Origin of the sequence: Kitasatospora sp. NPDC056327 (genome assembly GCF_042261735.1) — a bacterium.
GTDB lineage: Bacteria > Actinomycetota > Actinomycetes > Streptomycetales > Streptomycetaceae > Kitasatospora.
The window spans coordinates 1-15,257 of record NZ_JBHJRC010000062.1 but is presented as its reverse complement, the minus strand read 5'-3'; the positions used below and the strand labels follow the sequence as shown (position 1 = coordinate 15,257).

At 74.2% G+C, this 15,257-nt stretch carries 14 protein-coding genes and 1 pseudogene; 10 read left to right on the top strand and 5 right to left on the bottom strand.

Annotated elements, in window-relative coordinates; translation table 11 throughout:
- The first annotated feature begins 120 nt into the window (after positions 1-120).
- The 3 genes from ACFCX4_RS12155 to ACFCX4_RS12145 all read left to right on the top strand — a co-directional run bounded on the left by ACFCX4_RS12155 (position 121) and on the right by ACFCX4_RS12145 (position 3,311).
- Positions 121-1,758, top strand: a complete 1,638-nt coding sequence (locus ACFCX4_RS12155; RefSeq protein WP_376141109.1) for an ABC-F family ATP-binding cassette domain-containing protein — start codon at positions 121-123, stop codon at positions 1,756-1,758.
- Positions 1,759-1,917: 159 nt separating this feature from the next.
- Positions 1,918-2,607 (top strand): nitroreductase family protein, encoded by a 690-nt coding sequence (locus tag ACFCX4_RS12150; protein ID WP_376141105.1) that lies wholly within the window; start codon positions 1,918-1,920, stop codon positions 2,605-2,607.
- 74 nt (positions 2,608-2,681) lie between these two features.
- Positions 2,682-3,311 (top strand): GNAT family N-acetyltransferase, encoded by a 630-nt coding sequence (locus ACFCX4_RS12145; RefSeq protein WP_376141103.1) that lies wholly within the window; start codon positions 2,682-2,684, stop codon positions 3,309-3,311.
- Positions 3,312-3,679: 368 nt separating this feature from the next.
- Here ACFCX4_RS12145 and ACFCX4_RS12140 read toward each other — a convergent pair whose 3' ends face one another.
- Complete coding sequence (locus ACFCX4_RS12140; protein WP_376141101.1) at positions 3,680-4,636, bottom strand: aldo/keto reductase; 957 nt, start codon at positions 4,634-4,636, stop codon at positions 3,680-3,682.
- 87 nt (positions 4,637-4,723) lie between these two features.
- The gene (locus ACFCX4_RS12135; protein WP_376141099.1) at positions 4,724-5,437 is read right to left on the bottom strand and encodes a GDSL-type esterase/lipase family protein; all 714 of its coding nucleotides are present in this window, start codon (positions 5,435-5,437) and stop codon (positions 4,724-4,726) included.
- Between the two features lie 399 nt (positions 5,438-5,836).
- Between ACFCX4_RS12135 and ACFCX4_RS12130 the strand changes: the two genes are divergently transcribed.
- From ACFCX4_RS12130 to ACFCX4_RS12120, 3 genes are all read left to right on the top strand, one after another.
- Entirely contained in the window at positions 5,837-6,508 is a 672-nt protein-coding gene (locus tag ACFCX4_RS12130) for a carbohydrate binding domain-containing protein (RefSeq protein ID WP_376141097.1), read from the top strand.
- Positions 6,509-6,677: 169 nt separating this feature from the next.
- Positions 6,678-8,096 carry an SDR family NAD(P)-dependent oxidoreductase gene (locus ACFCX4_RS12125; protein WP_376141095.1) on the top strand — a complete coding sequence of 473 codons (1,419 nt, stop codon included), beginning with the start codon at positions 6,678-6,680 and terminating at the stop codon, positions 8,094-8,096.
- A 48-nt stretch (positions 8,097-8,144) separates the two neighbouring features.
- Positions 8,145-8,357, top strand: coding sequence for a DUF2283 domain-containing protein (locus ACFCX4_RS12120; RefSeq protein WP_376141093.1), 213 nt, complete (start codon positions 8,145-8,147; stop codon positions 8,355-8,357).
- A gap of 323 nt (positions 8,358-8,680) precedes the next feature.
- Here the strand turns inward: ACFCX4_RS12120 and ACFCX4_RS12115 are convergent, their stop codons facing one another.
- Positions 8,681-9,781 (bottom strand): restriction endonuclease, encoded by a 1,101-nt coding sequence (locus ACFCX4_RS12115; protein WP_376141091.1) that lies wholly within the window; start codon positions 9,779-9,781, stop codon positions 8,681-8,683.
- A gap of 201 nt (positions 9,782-9,982) precedes the next feature.
- On the opposite strand from ACFCX4_RS12115, the gene cutA reads away from it, so the two are divergent.
- From cutA to ACFCX4_RS12100, 3 genes and pseudogenes are all read left to right on the top strand, one after another.
- The gene (cutA, locus tag ACFCX4_RS12110; protein ID WP_376141089.1) at positions 9,983-10,315 is read left to right on the top strand and encodes a divalent-cation tolerance protein CutA; all 333 of its coding nucleotides are present in this window, start codon (positions 9,983-9,985) and stop codon (positions 10,313-10,315) included.
- A 354-nt stretch (positions 10,316-10,669) separates the two neighbouring features.
- Positions 10,670-11,611: pseudogene (locus ACFCX4_RS12105) on the top strand (Scr1 family TA system antitoxin-like transcriptional regulator).
- 2 nt (positions 11,612-11,613) lie between these two features.
- Positions 11,614-11,799, top strand: a complete 186-nt coding sequence (locus ACFCX4_RS12100) for a DUF397 domain-containing protein (RefSeq protein ID WP_376141087.1) — start codon at positions 11,614-11,616, stop codon at positions 11,797-11,799.
- 57 nt (positions 11,800-11,856) lie between these two features.
- On the opposite strand, the gene ACFCX4_RS12095 is transcribed toward ACFCX4_RS12100, so the two are convergent.
- Positions 11,857-13,086, bottom strand: coding sequence for a GNAT family N-acetyltransferase (locus ACFCX4_RS12095; RefSeq protein ID WP_376141086.1), 1,230 nt, complete (start codon positions 13,084-13,086; stop codon positions 11,857-11,859).
- Positions 13,087-13,660: 574 nt separating this feature from the next.
- Positions 13,661-14,482 carry an SDR family NAD(P)-dependent oxidoreductase gene (locus ACFCX4_RS12090; protein ID WP_376141084.1) on the bottom strand — a complete coding sequence of 274 codons (822 nt, stop codon included), beginning with the start codon at positions 14,480-14,482 and terminating at the stop codon, positions 13,661-13,663.
- 137 nt (positions 14,483-14,619) lie between these two features.
- On the opposite strand from ACFCX4_RS12090, the gene ACFCX4_RS12085 reads away from it, so the two are divergent.
- The gene (locus ACFCX4_RS12085; RefSeq protein WP_376141082.1) at positions 14,620-15,213 is read left to right on the top strand and encodes a TetR/AcrR family transcriptional regulator; all 594 of its coding nucleotides are present in this window, start codon (positions 14,620-14,622) and stop codon (positions 15,211-15,213) included.
- The last annotated feature ends 44 nt before the right edge of the window (positions 15,214-15,257 follow it).

Here is a 15,257-nt window from a genome sequence, read left to right as displayed (position 1 = left end):
CCGGGGGCGGTGGCACCCGCGTGCCGCCGCCCCCGGCGGCGGCCGTTCGGGCCGGCGGGGGGACGGCCGGGGGGACGGCCGGGGGGACGGCGGCCGGACACGCCTAGAATCGGGGGCATCATGAGCGCCACACTCGTCGTCAAGGACCTCGCCGCCGGCCACGGCGAGCGCACCCTCTTCTCCGGCCTGGACCTGGTCGTCGCCCCCGGCGACGTGATCGGCCTGGTCGGCGTCAACGGGGCCGGGAAGTCCACCCTGCTGCGGCTGCTGGCCGGCCTGGACAGCCCCGAGGGCGGTTCGCTGCGGCTCAGCCCGGCCACCGCCAACGTCGGCCACCTCCCGCAGGAGCCCGAGCGCCGGCCGGACGAGTCGGTCCGCGACTTCCTGGCCCGCCGCACCGGGGTGGCCGCCGCCCAGGCCGCGCTGGACGAGGCGACCCAGGGCCTGGTGGACGGCGTGCCCGGCGCCGACGACGCCTACGCGGTGAACCTGGACCGCTGGCTGGAGCTGGGCGGCGCCGACCTGGAGGAGCGCGCCGAGGAGGTCGCCGACTCCCTCGGCCTCAAGGTCTCCCTGGACCTCCCGATGACGGCGCTCTCCGGCGGCCAGGCCGCCCGGGCCGGCCTCGCCTCGCTGCTGCTCTCCCGCTACGACGTCTTCCTGCTCGACGAGCCCACCAACGACCTCGACCTGGACGGCCTGGAGCGGCTGGAGGCCTTCGTCAAGGGTCTGCGCGCGGGCACCGTGGTGATCAGCCACGACCGCGAGTTCCTGGCCCGCACGGTGACCAAGGTGCTGGAGCTGGACCTCCACCAGCAGCAGGTGAACCTCTACGGCGGCGGCTACGAGGCGTACCTGGAGGAGCGCGCCACCGCCCGCCGGCACGCCCGCGAGGAGTACGACGAGTACGCCGACACCAAGGCCGGCCTGGAGGCCCGGGCCCGGATGCAGCGCGGCTGGATGGAGAACGGCGTCCGCAACGCCCGCCGCAAGTCGAGCGACAACGACAAGATCGGGCGCGCGATGCGCACCGAGTCCACCGAGAAGCAGGCCGCCAAGGCCCGGCAGACCCAGCGGATGATCGAGCGGCTGGACGTGGTCGAGGAGCCGCGCAAGGAGTGGGAGCTGCGGATGGAGATCGCCGCCGCGCCGCGCTCCGGCTCGGTGGTCGCCACCCTGCGCGGGGCCACCGCCCGGCGCGGTGACTTCACCCTCGGCCCGGTGGACCTGCAGATCGACTGGGCGGACCGGGTCGCGATCACCGGCGCCAACGGCGCGGGCAAGTCCACCCTCCTGGCCGCCCTGCTGGGCCGGCTCGCGCTCGACTCCGGCAGCGCCGTCCTGGGCTCCGGCGTGGTGGTCGGCGAGGTGGACCAGGCGCGCGGGCTCTTCCTCGGCGGGGAGCCGCTGCTGGAGGCGTTCGCCGCCGCCGTCCCGGAGCTCGCGCCGGAGGAGGTGCGCACCCTGCTGGCCAAGTTCGGCCTGAAGGCCGTGCACGTGCTGCGCCCGGCGGACACCCTCTCCCCCGGCGAGCGGACCAGGGCGGCGCTGGCGTTGCTGCAGGCCCGCGGGGTGAACCTGCTGGTGCTGGACGAGCCCACCAACCACCTGGACCTGCCCGCGATCGAGCAGCTGGAATCGGCGCTGGGCTCGTACACCGGCACGCTGCTGCTGGTCACGCACGACCGGCGGATGCTGGACACGGTGGCGGTGAACCGGCGGATCGAGGTCGGCGGCGGGCAGGTGCGCGAGCTGTAGCCGGGCACGGACGCGGGCTCGAACCGCGGACGACGCGGCGGCGAACCGCGGACGGGACGGTGGCGGGCCGGGGACGGGGAGCGGGACGGAGTCCGGAAGGATCACGGACAAGGTCCAGACCTCTTCCCCGGCCCGCCGTCATGTGCTGTGCTGTCGCCCATGGTTGACAGCACCGCTCTCGACAGCGCAGCAGCCGGGACGTCCTACCCGACCGTCCCGCTCACCCCGATGACCGTGCCCGCCCACGAGGCCGAGGCCCGCGGCAGGACCTTCCACGACGTGATGGCGCAGCGCCGGACCGTCCGTGACTACTCGACCCGACCGATCCCGGACGGCGTGGTCGACTGGGCGGTCCGCACCGCCAACACCGCGCCGAGCGGCGCACACGTCCAGCCCTGGCGGTTCGTGGTGATCACCGACCCGGAACGCAAGCGCCGGCTGCGGGAGGCCGCCGAGGCCGAGGAGCGCGAGTTCTACGCGCACCGGGCCTCCGAGGAGTGGCTGGCCGCACTGGCGCCGATCGGCACCGACTGGCAGAAGCCGTTCCTGGAGGACGCGCCGGCCGTGATCGTCGTCTTCGAGGTGCACAAGGGCCCCCAGTCACCGCGCCCCTACTACACCAAGGAGTCGGTGGGGATCGCCGTCGGCCTGCTGCTGGCCTCGCTGCACCAGGCGGGCCTGGCCACCCTCACCCACACGCCGAGCCCGATGAAGTTCCTCAACGAGGTGTGCGAACGGCCGCAGGAGGAGCGGGCCGCCTACGTCATCCCGGTCGGCTACCCCGCCGAGGGGGCGCGCGTGCCCGACCTGCGGCGCAAGGATCTCGACGAAGTCCTGATCCGCCTCTGACACGCCCCCGGAGCGTGCCGGCGCGCTGTGGTGGCCCGTGGTGACAGGTACAGGGCGGCGACATAATCGCTGTCATGAATCACGTCATGCCACCACCACCGTGCGGGGCCCCCGGCACGACGAACGTCCTCCCCCCCGGCCGGCCGCCCGAACTGCTGCGGCCGGCCGGGGGGATCACCCTGCGGCGGCGCTCCCCGGACCATGCGCCCGCGCTCAACGCCGCCGTCCGGGCCAACCTCGACCATCTGCGGCCCTGGCTGGAGTGGGCCGCCGAGGCGCCCTCCGCCGCCCGGACCGCCGAGCTCACCGCGGCCGGCGCGGCCGCCTGGGACGCCGGCACCGACTTCATCTACCTGGCCGTCCCGGACGCCGAACCGGGCCGGGTGATCGGCTCGTTCGGCCTGCACGGCCGGATCGGACCGGGCGCGCTGGAGATCGGCTACTGGCTGGACGCCGGCCACGGCGGACGCGGCATCGCCACCGCCGCCGCCCGGACCGTCGCCGCGGCGGCGCTCGCCCTGCCCGGGATCCACCGGGTCGAGATCCACTGCGACCCGGCCAACACCCCCAGCGCCGGCGTGGCCCGCCGACTCGGCTTCCGGCTCGACCGGGTGATCGCCTCCCCGGTGCGGTCGCCGGGCGAGACCGGGCGCAAGCAGATCTGGGTCCAGGAGCAACCGCCGACCGGCCCGGAGACCGTCTGACACCGAATCCACCTCCCCCGCCACGGCCCGCACCCGGCACCTGTGGCGGGCACCCACGGCGGGCACCCCGGCGCCCGCGCCCGCACCGGGGCCGACGCCCCCACCCGGCACCCGGTTCGCGGCGGCGCCTCCCGACCGCCCACCGGCGGTCCGTTCCCCACCGGAGCGCGGACCCCGGCCGGCGCGTCGGCCGACGCGGGCCAGCAGCACTCGGGCAGCGCCCCGCGTCCGGGCACGCGCACCCGACGGCCGCCGAGCCGGCCGGGGCGGCCGGGGCGGCCGGGGCGGCCGTCCGCCGGTGTCGTCCACGGGCCCGGAAGCGGGCCGGACGGGCGAGCACCCCTGCGACGGCCGACCGGCGGCGGACTTCAGTAGCGCCCGCCCGCCGCCTCCGGCAGCGCGTCCAGCTCGGCGAGGTCCGCGGGCGAGAGCACCAGGTCGGCCGCCGCCGCGTTGTCCGCCAGGTACTTCGGCGTCTTGGTGCCCGGGATCGGCAGCACGTACCGCCCCTGCGCCAGCACCCAGGCCAGCGCGACCTGCGCGGGCGTCGCACCGACCCGCGCCGCGACCTCCCGCACCCGCTCCACCAACGCCAGGTTGGCCTTCAGCGCCTCCTGCTGGAAGCGCGGCAGCCCGCGGCGGAAGTCGTCGGCCGGCAGCTCGTCGAAGGACGCGATGCCACCGGTCAGGAAGCCCCGGCCGAGCGGGGAGAACGGCAGGAACGCGATGCCCTGCTCCTCGGTGTACGGCAGCACCTCGGCGAGCGAGTCCCTGGTCCACAGCGACAGCTCGTTCTGCACCGAGGCCACCGGGTGGACGGCCTGCGCGCGCCGGATCTCCTCGACGTTCACCTCGGAGAGCCCGATCCGGCGGGCCTTTCCGGCCGCGACCGCCTCGGCGAGCGCGCCCCAGGACTCCTCCAACGGCACCTCCGGGTCGATCCGGTGCAGCTGGTAGAGGTCGACGTGGTCGGTGCCCAGCCGGCGCAGGCTGTCGTCGATCGCCCGGCGGATGTGCTCGGGGCGGCCGTTGCGCAGCACCCGCTCCTCGCCGTTGCCCGGCACCAGGCCCACCTTGGTGGCGAGCACCGCGCGCTCCCGGTGGGGGCCGGCCAGGGCGGCGCCGACCACCTCCTCGTTGCTGTACGGGCCGTAGATGTCGGAGGTGTCGATCAGCGTGACGCCGAGGTCCAGCGCCTGCCGGATCACCCGCACGGCGTTCTCGTCGTCACGGTTGTGGACGTCGTAGGCCCAGGTCATCCCCATGCAGCCGAGGCCGACGACCCCGACCTCGGGACCCTCGGTGCCGAGCGTGGCGTTGCGCATGACGGTACTCCTCACTGCTGTCGGCCCCGTGGCGCCGACGTCGGTCGGATCAACGGGAACAGCCTCTCCCTTGGAGTGCGCTCTAGGTCAAGCCGGACCCGCCGTCCCCGCGCCTTCCTCCGCTCCCGCCCCGTCCTGCGCCCCCTCCGCCCTCCCCGTTTCCCGGTGCCCCGTCAGCCACTCCCGGAACCCGCCCCGCAGCACCAGGTCGGCGAGCCGCCGGTACCCGCCCGCGCCCGGGTGCGCGCCGTCCCCGGCCAGCGCCTCCGCCCGCCAGATCCGGTCCGCCGCCAGCTCCCGGGTCACGTCGGCGAACGGCACCCCGCGCCCGGCGCAGACCCCGGCGATCCCCTCCGCCAGCTCCAGCAGCCGCTCCAGGTGCGCGGCGCCCGAACCGACCACCGGCGGCGGTCCGACCACCAGCGGCGCGAAGCCGAGGCCGCGCGCGCCGTCCAGCAGTGCGGCGACGTTCTCCAGGCAGTCGCGCGGCGCGACCCGTGGCCGGCCGTCCTCCTCGGTCGCGTCGTTGCTGCCCACCGACAGCACCAGCCGGTGGTCCGCGCCGGGCTGCCGCCGCACCCGCGCCTCGCCGTGGAGGCGCACCCGCACGTCAGCCGAAGTCTGCCGCCGGACACCGAGGTTGAACACCGTCACCGCGGCCGGCCCGGACGCCAGGTCCGCCCAGCAGTCCGTCATCACCCGGCCCGCCCAGCCGCGGAACTCCGGGTCGCCCACCCCCTGGGTGAACGAGTCTCCGAAGAAGGCGATCCGCAGGCCGTCCCGGCCCGTTCCGTTCGTCATCCCGGAACCCTAGGCGCCGCCACCCGGCCCGGCGAGCCCCTTCCAGGAACCGGACACCGGCCGGACGCCCGACATGGGCGGGAAGCGGGGCAGGGGCCGGGAAGCGGGGCAGGGCCGAGCCGGCAGCCGGGGACGGATCGGGCGCGGGCCGGAGCCCTCGACGGGCCCTGGCGGGCGGAACCTTAAGCTCCGCGTAAGCCTTGCCACCACTTGCCTCCGAATGCACCGAGGGCCCTTGACGTGTCCGGGCGATCCGGTCCAGTTTGATGCTCGGTACCGCGTACACCCCCCGGCGAACCAGCACGCCCACCGGACCACCTCCCCCCGCCGCCGCCCGCCCCGCGTCACCTCCCCCCGCGCGCGGCGGGCGGCGGCCCCCCGTCCCCGAGAGGCACCCCCATGCCACGCTCGCCACGACACGACACCTCCCGGCGCCGGCCGCCAGCCCTCCGCGTCAAACTGTCCGGGATCGTCACCGCCGCCGCCCTGACCGCCGGACTCACCACGCTCGCCGGGAACGCCGGGGCCGCCGGGGACAACCGGCTCGGCAACGGCGGGTTCGACAGCGGCGTGCTCAGCCCGTGGACGTGCGCGACGACCGCGAGGCCGGTCGGCGAGGGCCGCACCTACTGGTACGCGCTGCGCGGCGCCGTCAGCGACTCGGACACCGCGCAGTGCGAGCAGTACGTCAAGGTCGCGCCCAACGCCACGTACACGCTGAGCGCCTGGGTCAAGGGCCGGTTCGTCCACCTCGGCGTGGCCGGCGACGGCTTCACCGGCCCGACCGTCTGGACGCCCGACGCCACCGACTGGCAGGAGCTGACCACCACCTTCACCACCGGGCCGACGACCACCTCCGTCAACGTCCGGCTGCACGGCTGGTACGGGCAGGGCCCCTACCTCGCCGACGACGTCCTCCTCAGCGGCCCGCCCGGCGGCCCGAGCACCCAGCCCACGCACGTCAGCCCGATCACCGTCCCGCCGGTCACCGTCGCGCCGCCGACCCTCCCACCGACGGTTCCGGCGACGGTTCCGGCGAACGCCACCGTGCCCGCCGTCCCGGCGCCGTAGCGGGGGCGCCCCGACGCCGGCCGCACCCGCGTTGCCGCCGCCTCCCCCGGGTCGCGACCACCGGATATTCGAGCACGTGCGCCGGGGCGATCGACTACAGTCCCCCAGGCCGGAGCCCGCCCAGGAGCGGCTCCGACTTGCACGTCGACGGCGCACCGAGGGGGCGGACATGACAGTCCGGGACGACACGGGAACGGCGGCCGACCCGGAGGTCACGGCCGAGGAACTGGCCGCGTTCAGCCGCACCCTGGGTCGGCTGCGGGCGCTGCCCACCGACCACCAGACCCGGCTGCACGCCGAACGCCAGCTCCAGTCCTTCCACCGCGAGAGCCGCAGGCGCCGCCGCCGGGAGGAGCGTGCCGCCGCCCTCGCCGCCGACGCCGCGCTGCTCGCCGCCACCGCCACCGGGGCCCGCGACCGCCGCGAGGACGCCCCGCTCGCCTCCCCGGCCGGGCCGCCCGCGAGCGCCGGAAGGCTGCGCCTCGGACGCCGCTGCTACGTCTGCAAGCAGCCGTACCGGGAGCTGGACGCCTTCTACCACATGCTCTGCGGCGCCTGCGCGGCCGACAACCGGGCCCGCCGCGCCCTCTCCACCGACCTGCGCGGGCGCCGCGCGCTGCTCACCGGCGGCCGGGTGAAGATCGGCTTCCAGCTGGCCCTGATGATGCTCCGCGACGGCGCCGAACTCGTCGTCACCAGCCGGTTCCCGCACGACACCGTCCGCCGCTTCCGCGCAGCCGAGGGCAGCGAGACCTGGTGGGGCCGGCTCACCGTGGCCGGCATCGACCTGCGCGACCCGCGCCAGGTCATCGGCCTCACCGACCGACTGCTCTCCGAGGGGCGGCCGTTGGACATCCTGGTCAACAACGCCGCGCAGACCCTCCGCCGCCCGCCGGAGTCCTACGCGCTGCTGGCCGCCGGGGAGCGGGCCGGCCTGCCCGCGGGCGACGCCGGCACCGTCGTGCACGCGCCCGGCTTCCGGCCGATGCCCGCCCTGGCCCCGGCCTGGCCGACCGCCGGACTCGCCCCGGCCTCCGCCGCCCCGCCGGCCGCACTCCCGCTGCCGGGCACGGTCGACGAGGCCGGACTGCTGCCCGATCCGGCCGCCGCCAACTCCTGGTCCGCGCAGCTCGGTTCGCTCGATCCGGCCGAGGTCCTGGAGGTTCAGCTGGTCAACGCGCTCGCCCCGGCCCTGCTCTGCGACCGGCTGCTCCCGCTGCTGCTCGCCTCGCCGCACCCGCGCCGCTACATCGTCAACGTGACCGCCGTCGAGGGCCGGTTCACCGTCCGCAACAAGACGGCCGGCCACCCGCACACCAACATGGCGAAGGCCGCCCTCAACATGCTGACCCGCACCAGCGCCGAGAAGCTCGCCACCCGCGGAGTCCACATGTGCGCCGTCGACACCGGCTGGATCACCGACGAGAGCCCGGCCCCCAAGAAGGCCCGGCTCGCCGCCACCGGCTTCCGCACCCCGCTCGACATCGTCGACGGCGCCGCCCGCGTCTACGACCCCATCGTCCGCGGCGAGGCCGGCGCACCGCTCTCCGGCGTCTTCCTCAAGGACTACCAGGAGGCCGCCTGGTGACCGCAACCGGGCGCCGCCCACCCGCGCACGCGATCACGAGGAGCACCCGTGCACGTCACCCATGACCCCGAAGCCCCCGCTGCCTATCTCCGGCTGGTCCCGATCGCCCCGGGCGCGGCGGTCCGGCAACTGCTCGTCGAGGACACCACCGGCGACCTCGTCCTCGACTTCGACGCCGAGGGCCGCCTGCTCGGAATCGAACTCCTCGCCCCCGAGCACCAGTTGCACCCCGCACTCCGGCCCGTCCCCGGCAGGACCTGAAACCGTCCTCAGTGGTCGGGGTGGGGACAGGTACATGGATCGCCCGGTTCCACCTGCGGGCGGGGGGTGCTCGACGCGGGCACGCACGCGGCGGTGTCCGGCGTCGCCCTCCCGGACCCGTCGCAGGGGACGACCGGGCCGGTGTCCGGGCGGGCGCCCGTCCGGGGACGGGCGCCCACGTGCTCGTCGTCGCGCAGGACGAGCCGGGCCCGGCACTGCCCGACCCGGATGCGTCGTCCCCGGCCCGCCGAGCGTCGCGGCGCCCGTCCGCCGACCGCTCCGCGGGAAGTCGGAACCGCCGACTTCCCGCGCGGGCCCGGGCGCTACGCCCCCGCGGCCGCCGGCGCTTCCTCGGCGACCTCCAGGCCGTAAGCGACGACCGCCTGCCGCAGACCGCCCGGGTAGCCGGCGAGGGCCGGGGTGAAGTCCCAGTTCCCGGCGTCGTCGCGGTCGAAGCGGCCGAGCCGCATCGCGATGTTGGACTCCGCGCCGTCCGCCAGGTGCACGACCGCCGCGTCCTGGTCGGCGCCCGCTTCGAGGATCAGCGCCGGTCCGGCGAACCCGCCCATGGTGGCCCCGGGGTGGTTCTCGGTGTCGGCGGCGGCGATCACGACCAGCCGGTCGGCCTCGGCGGGGAGCGCCTCGAAGTCGACCATCAGGCAGGCGTTGGCGTCCTCGTAGCCGGTCACCAGCCGGACCGAACCGTCGGGCGTGGAGGCGTTGTTGTAGAAGACGAGGTGGTCGTCCGAGAGCGCCCGGTTGCCCTGGCAGAGCAGGGCGGCGATGTCGTACTCCTCCTCGCCGGTCCAGTGGAGCAGGAGGCGGGAGGGCTCGGCGGCCACCTCGATCTCCGACTGTCCGGCGGCATCGGCCGGCGCGTCGGTCCGCGCCTCCTCGTAGGCCGGTGCGAACACCTCGTGGAACCCGTGGTGCTTGAGCAGTCCGACCAGCTCGGAGCCGTTGATCAGCGTGATCGGCTTGCCGGACACGAACTGGTGCGAGCTTGGCCCGAACTTGCTGGTGGTGACGAGCACCGCCTTCGTCGCCGCCGCGTCGTGCTGCAGCGTGCCGAAGAGGTCCCGCACGGCCGACGGCGTCACGGTGTCCCGGTACCGCTTGACCTGCACGATCACGTTCCCGCCCCGGAACGGGTCGGTGTCGACGCCGCGGACGTCCACCCCGCCGTCCTTCGACCGGGCCGTCAGCTCGACCTTCATGCCCATCGACTCCATCAGCCGGGCGATCAGCTGCTCGAACTCGATCGGGTCCATCGCCAGCAGGAGTTGGAGCTCGCGCACCCGTCGCGCCATCCGGCCACGGTTCGCGTTGGTGTCGTCGCGGAGGTGCCGGAACAGCATGCGCTGGGCGCGGCGCTCGGCGGAGTCGGGGTTGCTGAGGCGGTGGAGCTTGCGGCTCCGGGACATAGGTACTCCCTCGGACACACGCAGATGACGACTCGTCAGGTGCGTGTCAGAAATGGCGACTTCAGGACGGCTTGGGCGAGTCCCCCGCTGGGTAAGTGAGTAGGTTACCGCCGGATCCGGGCTTTCGGCATGGTGACGAACAACAGTGACCTTCTCTTGACCGCCCGCGCCGCACACCCGCCCCGCGCCTAGGCTTCCGGCATGACGAACAGCGGCGACGGCCTCCTGGTGATCACCACGACCCACGACGACGAGGCGAAGGCCCGCGCACTCGCGGCGGACGTGGTGCGGGCACGGCTGGCGGCGTGCGCGCAGGTGTACCGGGTCCGGTCCGTGTACTGGTGGGACGGCGAGGTCCAGGACGCACCCGAGTGGCGGATCGACCTCAAGACCCGGGCCGGCCTCGCCGACGCGCTCACGGCCTTCATCGGCGAGCGGCACGACTACGACACCCCGGAGGTCGTCGCCGTCCCGGTGGTCGCGGGCAGCCCCGCGTACCTGGACTGGGTCCGGGCGGAGACGACCGAACGATGAACGGCGCGCGGGAAGTCGGCGGATCCGACTTCCCGCGCGGGGAACCCGCCCGGACCGGACCCGCACGATGACGGCCCCTCCCGCCCTACAGCCGGCGGCCCGCAGATCGAGGCACCGGCGTCGATCAGCCGAGTGGATCGACAGGCCTTTGGAGAAGCGGAGTTGATCCCGCAGAAGGCGAACTCCCGTCGAGAAAGCCGGCATCCGATGATCGCCTGCTTGGGGGTGGCCGACAGGGGCGCGCGCTGCGAGCGCGCGGGGTGGGGCTACCGGGGGAAATTCGGCCCTCATTGGACAAAGCGTGGCGGGTCAGCCGTACGCTGACCACGGCATCGCCGGGCACGGAGAGTGTCCATGCAAGCACATTCGGTTTGCGCACAGACTCGGCCATGGCGCGGCCACGAACGAATGGGAGGGTTCACAGTGGGCGGGATCATGAGGGTCGTGTTCGACAGCGACGAACCGGTGGGTGACGCCGAGGGCGTCTCGGAGTTCTACAGCGCGGTGGGGAAGATCATCAGGATCCTGCGCGAGCGCGCGGGACTGACACAGCGCGAGATGGCCGAAAGGCTGGGGTACGGCGAAGACCTGATCGGTGCGATCGAGCGAGGCCGACGAACCCCGCGCGTCGAGTTCCTCAACGCCGCGGATGAACCTCTCGGCGCGGGAGGCCTGTTGAAGGCCATCGCGGACGATGTCATGAAGGCGAAGATTCGGGTGAGCACCCGGCACCCCGCGTTCTCGAAGGCGTTCACCGAAGAGGAGTCCAAAGCCGTCGAGCTCAACAGCTTCAGCGTACTCGGTGTCCCAGGACTGCTTCAGATCGAAGATCACACGCGGGCCCTGTTCGAGATGCGTCGACCCGTGCTGCCGGAGGAGCAGGTCGAGAAGTGGGTGGCCGCCCGAATGGCGCGACAGGAAATCCTGACTCGCTCACCACTACCGCTGATGAGTTGGGTCGTGGACGAGAGCGTTCTGCGGCGCCCCGTCGGCGGCTGGGACATTCACGAGAAGTAACTGCGGCGCCTACTTGAAGTCAGCAGCATGCGAGGTCTCGAACTGCAGATCCTGCCACTCGAAAGGACACATCACGCAGGCATGGGAGGCTCGTTCACCATCATCACGCCCAAGGACAGGCCGCCCGTGGCCTTCGTGGAGGTTCAACACGTCAACCGGCTCATCATCGACCCCGACCAGGTCCGTATTATGAACGCACGGTACAGCAGCATCAGGGCGCAGGCTCTGGATCTGACGGAGTCACTCGCCTTGATCGAGAAGATCCTGGGAGAGCGGTAGACATGTCAGAGCCCGTGTGGGTCAAGAGCAGCTACAGCAGCAACGAGAGCGTTGAGTGCGTCGAGGTGGCCGAGACCACCACCGCCGTCCTCGTCCGCGACTCCAAGGACAAGAGCGGCCCCCACCTCACCTTCACCCCCGACGCCTGGCAGGCCTTCACCACCTACGCCGCCACCGTCGACGCCTGAAGCGCCGAAACGGCCCGCCGCTCCGATCCTGACGCGGCGGGCCGTAGGCGTGCCGCGTCAGAACCAGTGGAGGCAGTGCGGGGCGCGGTCGGGGCGGAAGAGGGTGTCGGCGAGGGCCGCGGCGGCGGGGTGGTGGGCGCGGACGTGCCCGGCGCGGACGAGGGTGCTCGGGGTGGTGCCGCCGAGGTAGATCGAGCCCAGGTCGCTGACGTCCAGGGAGAGGTCGGGCTCCCGGTCCGTCCGGACGCACTCGGCCTTTCCGTCGCGGACGGTCAGCAGGTAGCGGGCGGGCTCGCCGAGGAACCCGTCCGCGACGTCCAGGACGATCTCCCCGTCCGCGAACCAGCCCCGGGCGGTCAGCGCGCGCGGGACGTCCAGCAGCCGGATCCAGAGCCAGTCGATGCTTTGGCTCACCGTGCCCGCGCGGAAGTCGGCGAGCTGCCAGCGCAGCGGGTGGTCGGCCGGGAGGTGCTTGAACACGACCTCGCCGACCAGGTCGTGGGCGAGCAGACAGCCGGCCAGGGCGGTGAACGCGGTGTCGTCGAGCGCGACGGTCTCGTCGACCGTCAGGGTGATCGCCCTGGTCACCGGGTCGGGGTCGCCGAGCCAGTAGCAGGCGTAGCCGTCCGGGACGCCGTCGGCGTCCCGGTGGAGGGCGATGAAGCGGGGCGCCGGGGAGATCGGGGGCTGCCCCGCGCGGAGCGTCCACCAGCGGTGCGGCCGGGAGACCGCGCCGGGCTGGACGCGGCGGTAGCGGTCGTAGACCTCCTCCACGATGTCGCGGCACTCGGTGCTCCGCAGCACCTCGACGGAGCCGGCGTCCGCGGCCCCGGCGCGGGGTGCCGCGAGCGCGGCCCGGTGGCGCGGGACCGTCAGCCGCCCCGTGTAGGTGGCCGGTCCGTAGCCGAACCTGCGGTAGATCACGGCCTCGGAGGCCAGCAGCACCGAGAGGAACTCCCCCCGCTCGCGCACCTCGGCGAGCTGGTGGCGCATCATCCCGGTGAGGACGCCCCGGCGCCGGTGCGTGGGCAGGACGCCGACGGCTGTCACCCCGGCGACCGGGACGACGACCTCCCCGGGCAGGGTCAGCTCCAGGGAGTGCGCGCCGGCGGTGCCGACCGGCCGTCCCTCGGGCGTCACGGCCAGCACGCCGCGGTCCAGCTCCACCGCCGACCACCACGCACCGCCGCCGTCCTCGGTGGTGGGGCCGGGGAAGAGCCCGAACGCGGCGAGGAGGGTGTCGATGTAGACCTCGCGGTCCTGCTCGGTCGTGGAACGTATCTCCATTGCCACCGCTGCCTCCCGGGTCACCGGGTGCCACGGCCGTGGCACCCGGGCCACAGTGCAACGGCACCCCGCGACCGGGTCAAGCGATTTTCGCCCCGGCGCGCCCCCGGCGAACCGCACCGCGCCCGACGCGCCCCGGTACGCGCCGGAGCGGCCTGGAGCTCCGGCACCGCCCGTGCGGTGGCCGGGTCGATGCCGGGCGTGTCAACACGGAGTATCCGCCCCCCGACTCCCCCACAACGAGTCGTGCAGGAACTTCCGGCGCCGCACCGTCCGGCCGGGCCGCCGCCACCCGACGCCCGGAAGCCGGAACCGGGGGCGAGGCCCGGGGAGGGAGTCCGCGACGTCCCGGCCATCGCGGATCCGGCCGAGCCCCGGGGCGGGAGCCGGTGAGCGCGGCGGCCGGGCCGATCGGGACGGACATCAGGGCGGCGGGGCCGGCCCGCCAGGAGGCGAGCAGCTCTCCCGGCGGGCGCGGCAGGGAGCCGCCGTGAGCGCAGTGCCGGGCGGCCTCCGCCCCCCTGCCGTCCGCCCACCAGCCGTCCGTCCGCACGGCGCCGTCGGCCGGCGCCCGTCAGCCCACCCGCTCCGGGGCGCGCCCGCCGGCCATCGCGTCGCGCACCCCGCGCGACATCCGCTCCGCTATCGCGGCGACGAAGGCGCGCGGCCGGCGCGGGGTGAGGTGGGCGCTGATCTGGTTGCTGAGGCCGGGCACCACGTAGGAGCGGTCGGCGTCGAGGGCCCGCAGGGCGGCCCGGACGACCGGGCCGGGGGTGGCGAAGCTGCCCATCACGGCGGCCTTCCGGGTGCCGATGACGTTGAAGAACTCGGTCTCCACCGGCCCCGGGCAGAAGGCGAGGACGCGGATGCCGCGCCGCCGGTACTCCTGGCGCAGCGCGAGGCTGAAGTTGAGCACGAAGGTCTTGGACGCCCCGTAGACGGCGAGGTACGGGGTCGGCTGGAAGCTCGCCGTGGACGCCACGTTGATCACCGCGCCCTTGCCGCGCGCGACCATGCCGGGCAGCAGCTCGTGGGTGAGGTCGACGAGCGCGACGACGTTGACCATCAGCTGGTCGTGGTCGCGCTGCCCGTCGATCGTCTCGAACGGGCCGCAGGTGCCGAAGCCGGCGTTGTTGACCAGCAGGTCCACCGTCAGGCCGCGGTCGGCGAGCTCGGCGCCGACCCGGCGGGCGGCGTCGGGGACGGAGAGGTCCTGGACGAGGACGTGGGCGGTGATCCCGTGCTCCTCGCCGAGGCGCTCGGCGAGGTCGTGGAGGCGGTCGGCGGAACGGGCGACCAGGACGAGGTCGTGGCCGCGCGCGGCGAGCTGGGCGGCGAACTCGGCGCCGAGGCCGGATGACGCGCCGGTGATCAGAGCAGTGGTGGCCGTGCGCACGATGGTGCTCCTTGTCTCGCGAACTGTGACACGAGAGTATCGGATAATCATTGATCTGCGACACTATTGTTTCAGTTAGTGGGCGAGCCGTTTCCCCGCTGTACCGTTCCCCGATACGCAGAGTTGGAGGCAGACAGATGAGCAACACGCCCGGGCGGCCGCTGCGCGCCGACGCCGAACGCAGCGTCCGCGCGATCCTCGCGGCGGCGGAGCGCGTTCTCGCCGGAACCCCGGGCGCCTCCATGGAGCAGATCGCGGAGGCCGCCGGGGTCACCCGGACCACCGTCCACCGCAGGTTCGCCAACCGGCAGGCGCTGATCGACGCGCTCGCCGCCGAGGCCGCCGTCAAGCTCGCCGAGGCGATCGAGGACGGGCACCCGGAGACCGCCCCGCCGCTGGTCGCGCTGCACCGGGCGACGGCCAACGTGCTGCGGGTGAAGGCGGCCTGGGGCTTCGCACTGGGGCCGGCGGCCGAGCAGTCCGAGCGGGCCGCGCGCACCCACGAGGACATCGCGCGCCGCTGCGTCGAGCTGCTCGGCCGGATCCGCGCCGAGGGCGTGATCGCCCCGGACGCGGACCTGGAGTGGGTGCGCCGGGTCTTCTACGCGCTCATCGGCGAGGCCCTGCACGGAGAGGGCGGCGCGGGGCCGGTCGACGCCGACCCGGACACCCTGGCGGCCCGGATCGTCGACACCCTGCTGCACGGCGTGGGTCCGCGCGCCTCGGGCTGACCGCCCGCCCCGGTCTCGGCTGCCCGCCCGCCGGTGCCGGCGGG

Coding starts and splice junctions, on each gene's coding strand:
- ACFCX4_RS12130 (WP_376141097.1), top strand. CDS start 5,837: ATGCCACGCTCGCCACGACACGACACCTCCCGGCGCCGGCCGCCAGCC.
- ACFCX4_RS12100 (WP_376141087.1), top strand. CDS start 11,614: ATGTCAGAGCCCGTGTGGGTCAAGAGCAGCTACAGCAGCAACGAGAGC.
- ACFCX4_RS12125 (WP_376141095.1), top strand. CDS start 6,678: ATGACAGTCCGGGACGACACGGGAACGGCGGCCGACCCGGAGGTCACG.
- ACFCX4_RS12135 (WP_376141099.1), bottom strand. CDS start 5,437: ATGACGAACGGAACGGGCCGGGACGGCCTGCGGATCGCCTTCTTCGGA.
- ACFCX4_RS12085 (WP_376141082.1), top strand. CDS start 14,620: ATGAGCAACACGCCCGGGCGGCCGCTGCGCGCCGACGCCGAACGCAGC.
- ACFCX4_RS12095 (WP_376141086.1), bottom strand. CDS start 13,086: ATGGAGATACGTTCCACGACCGAGCAGGACCGCGAGGTCTACATCGAC.
- ACFCX4_RS12155 (WP_376141109.1), top strand. CDS start 121: ATGAGCGCCACACTCGTCGTCAAGGACCTCGCCGCCGGCCACGGCGAG.
- cutA (WP_376141089.1), top strand. CDS start 9,983: ATGACGAACAGCGGCGACGGCCTCCTGGTGATCACCACGACCCACGAC.
- ACFCX4_RS12145 (WP_376141103.1), top strand. CDS start 2,682: ATGAATCACGTCATGCCACCACCACCGTGCGGGGCCCCCGGCACGACG.
- ACFCX4_RS12150 (WP_376141105.1), top strand. CDS start 1,918: ATGGTTGACAGCACCGCTCTCGACAGCGCAGCAGCCGGGACGTCCTAC.
- ACFCX4_RS12140 (WP_376141101.1), bottom strand. CDS start 4,636: ATGCGCAACGCCACGCTCGGCACCGAGGGTCCCGAGGTCGGGGTCGTC.
- ACFCX4_RS12115 (WP_376141091.1), bottom strand. CDS start 9,781: ATGTCCCGGAGCCGCAAGCTCCACCGCCTCAGCAACCCCGACTCCGCC.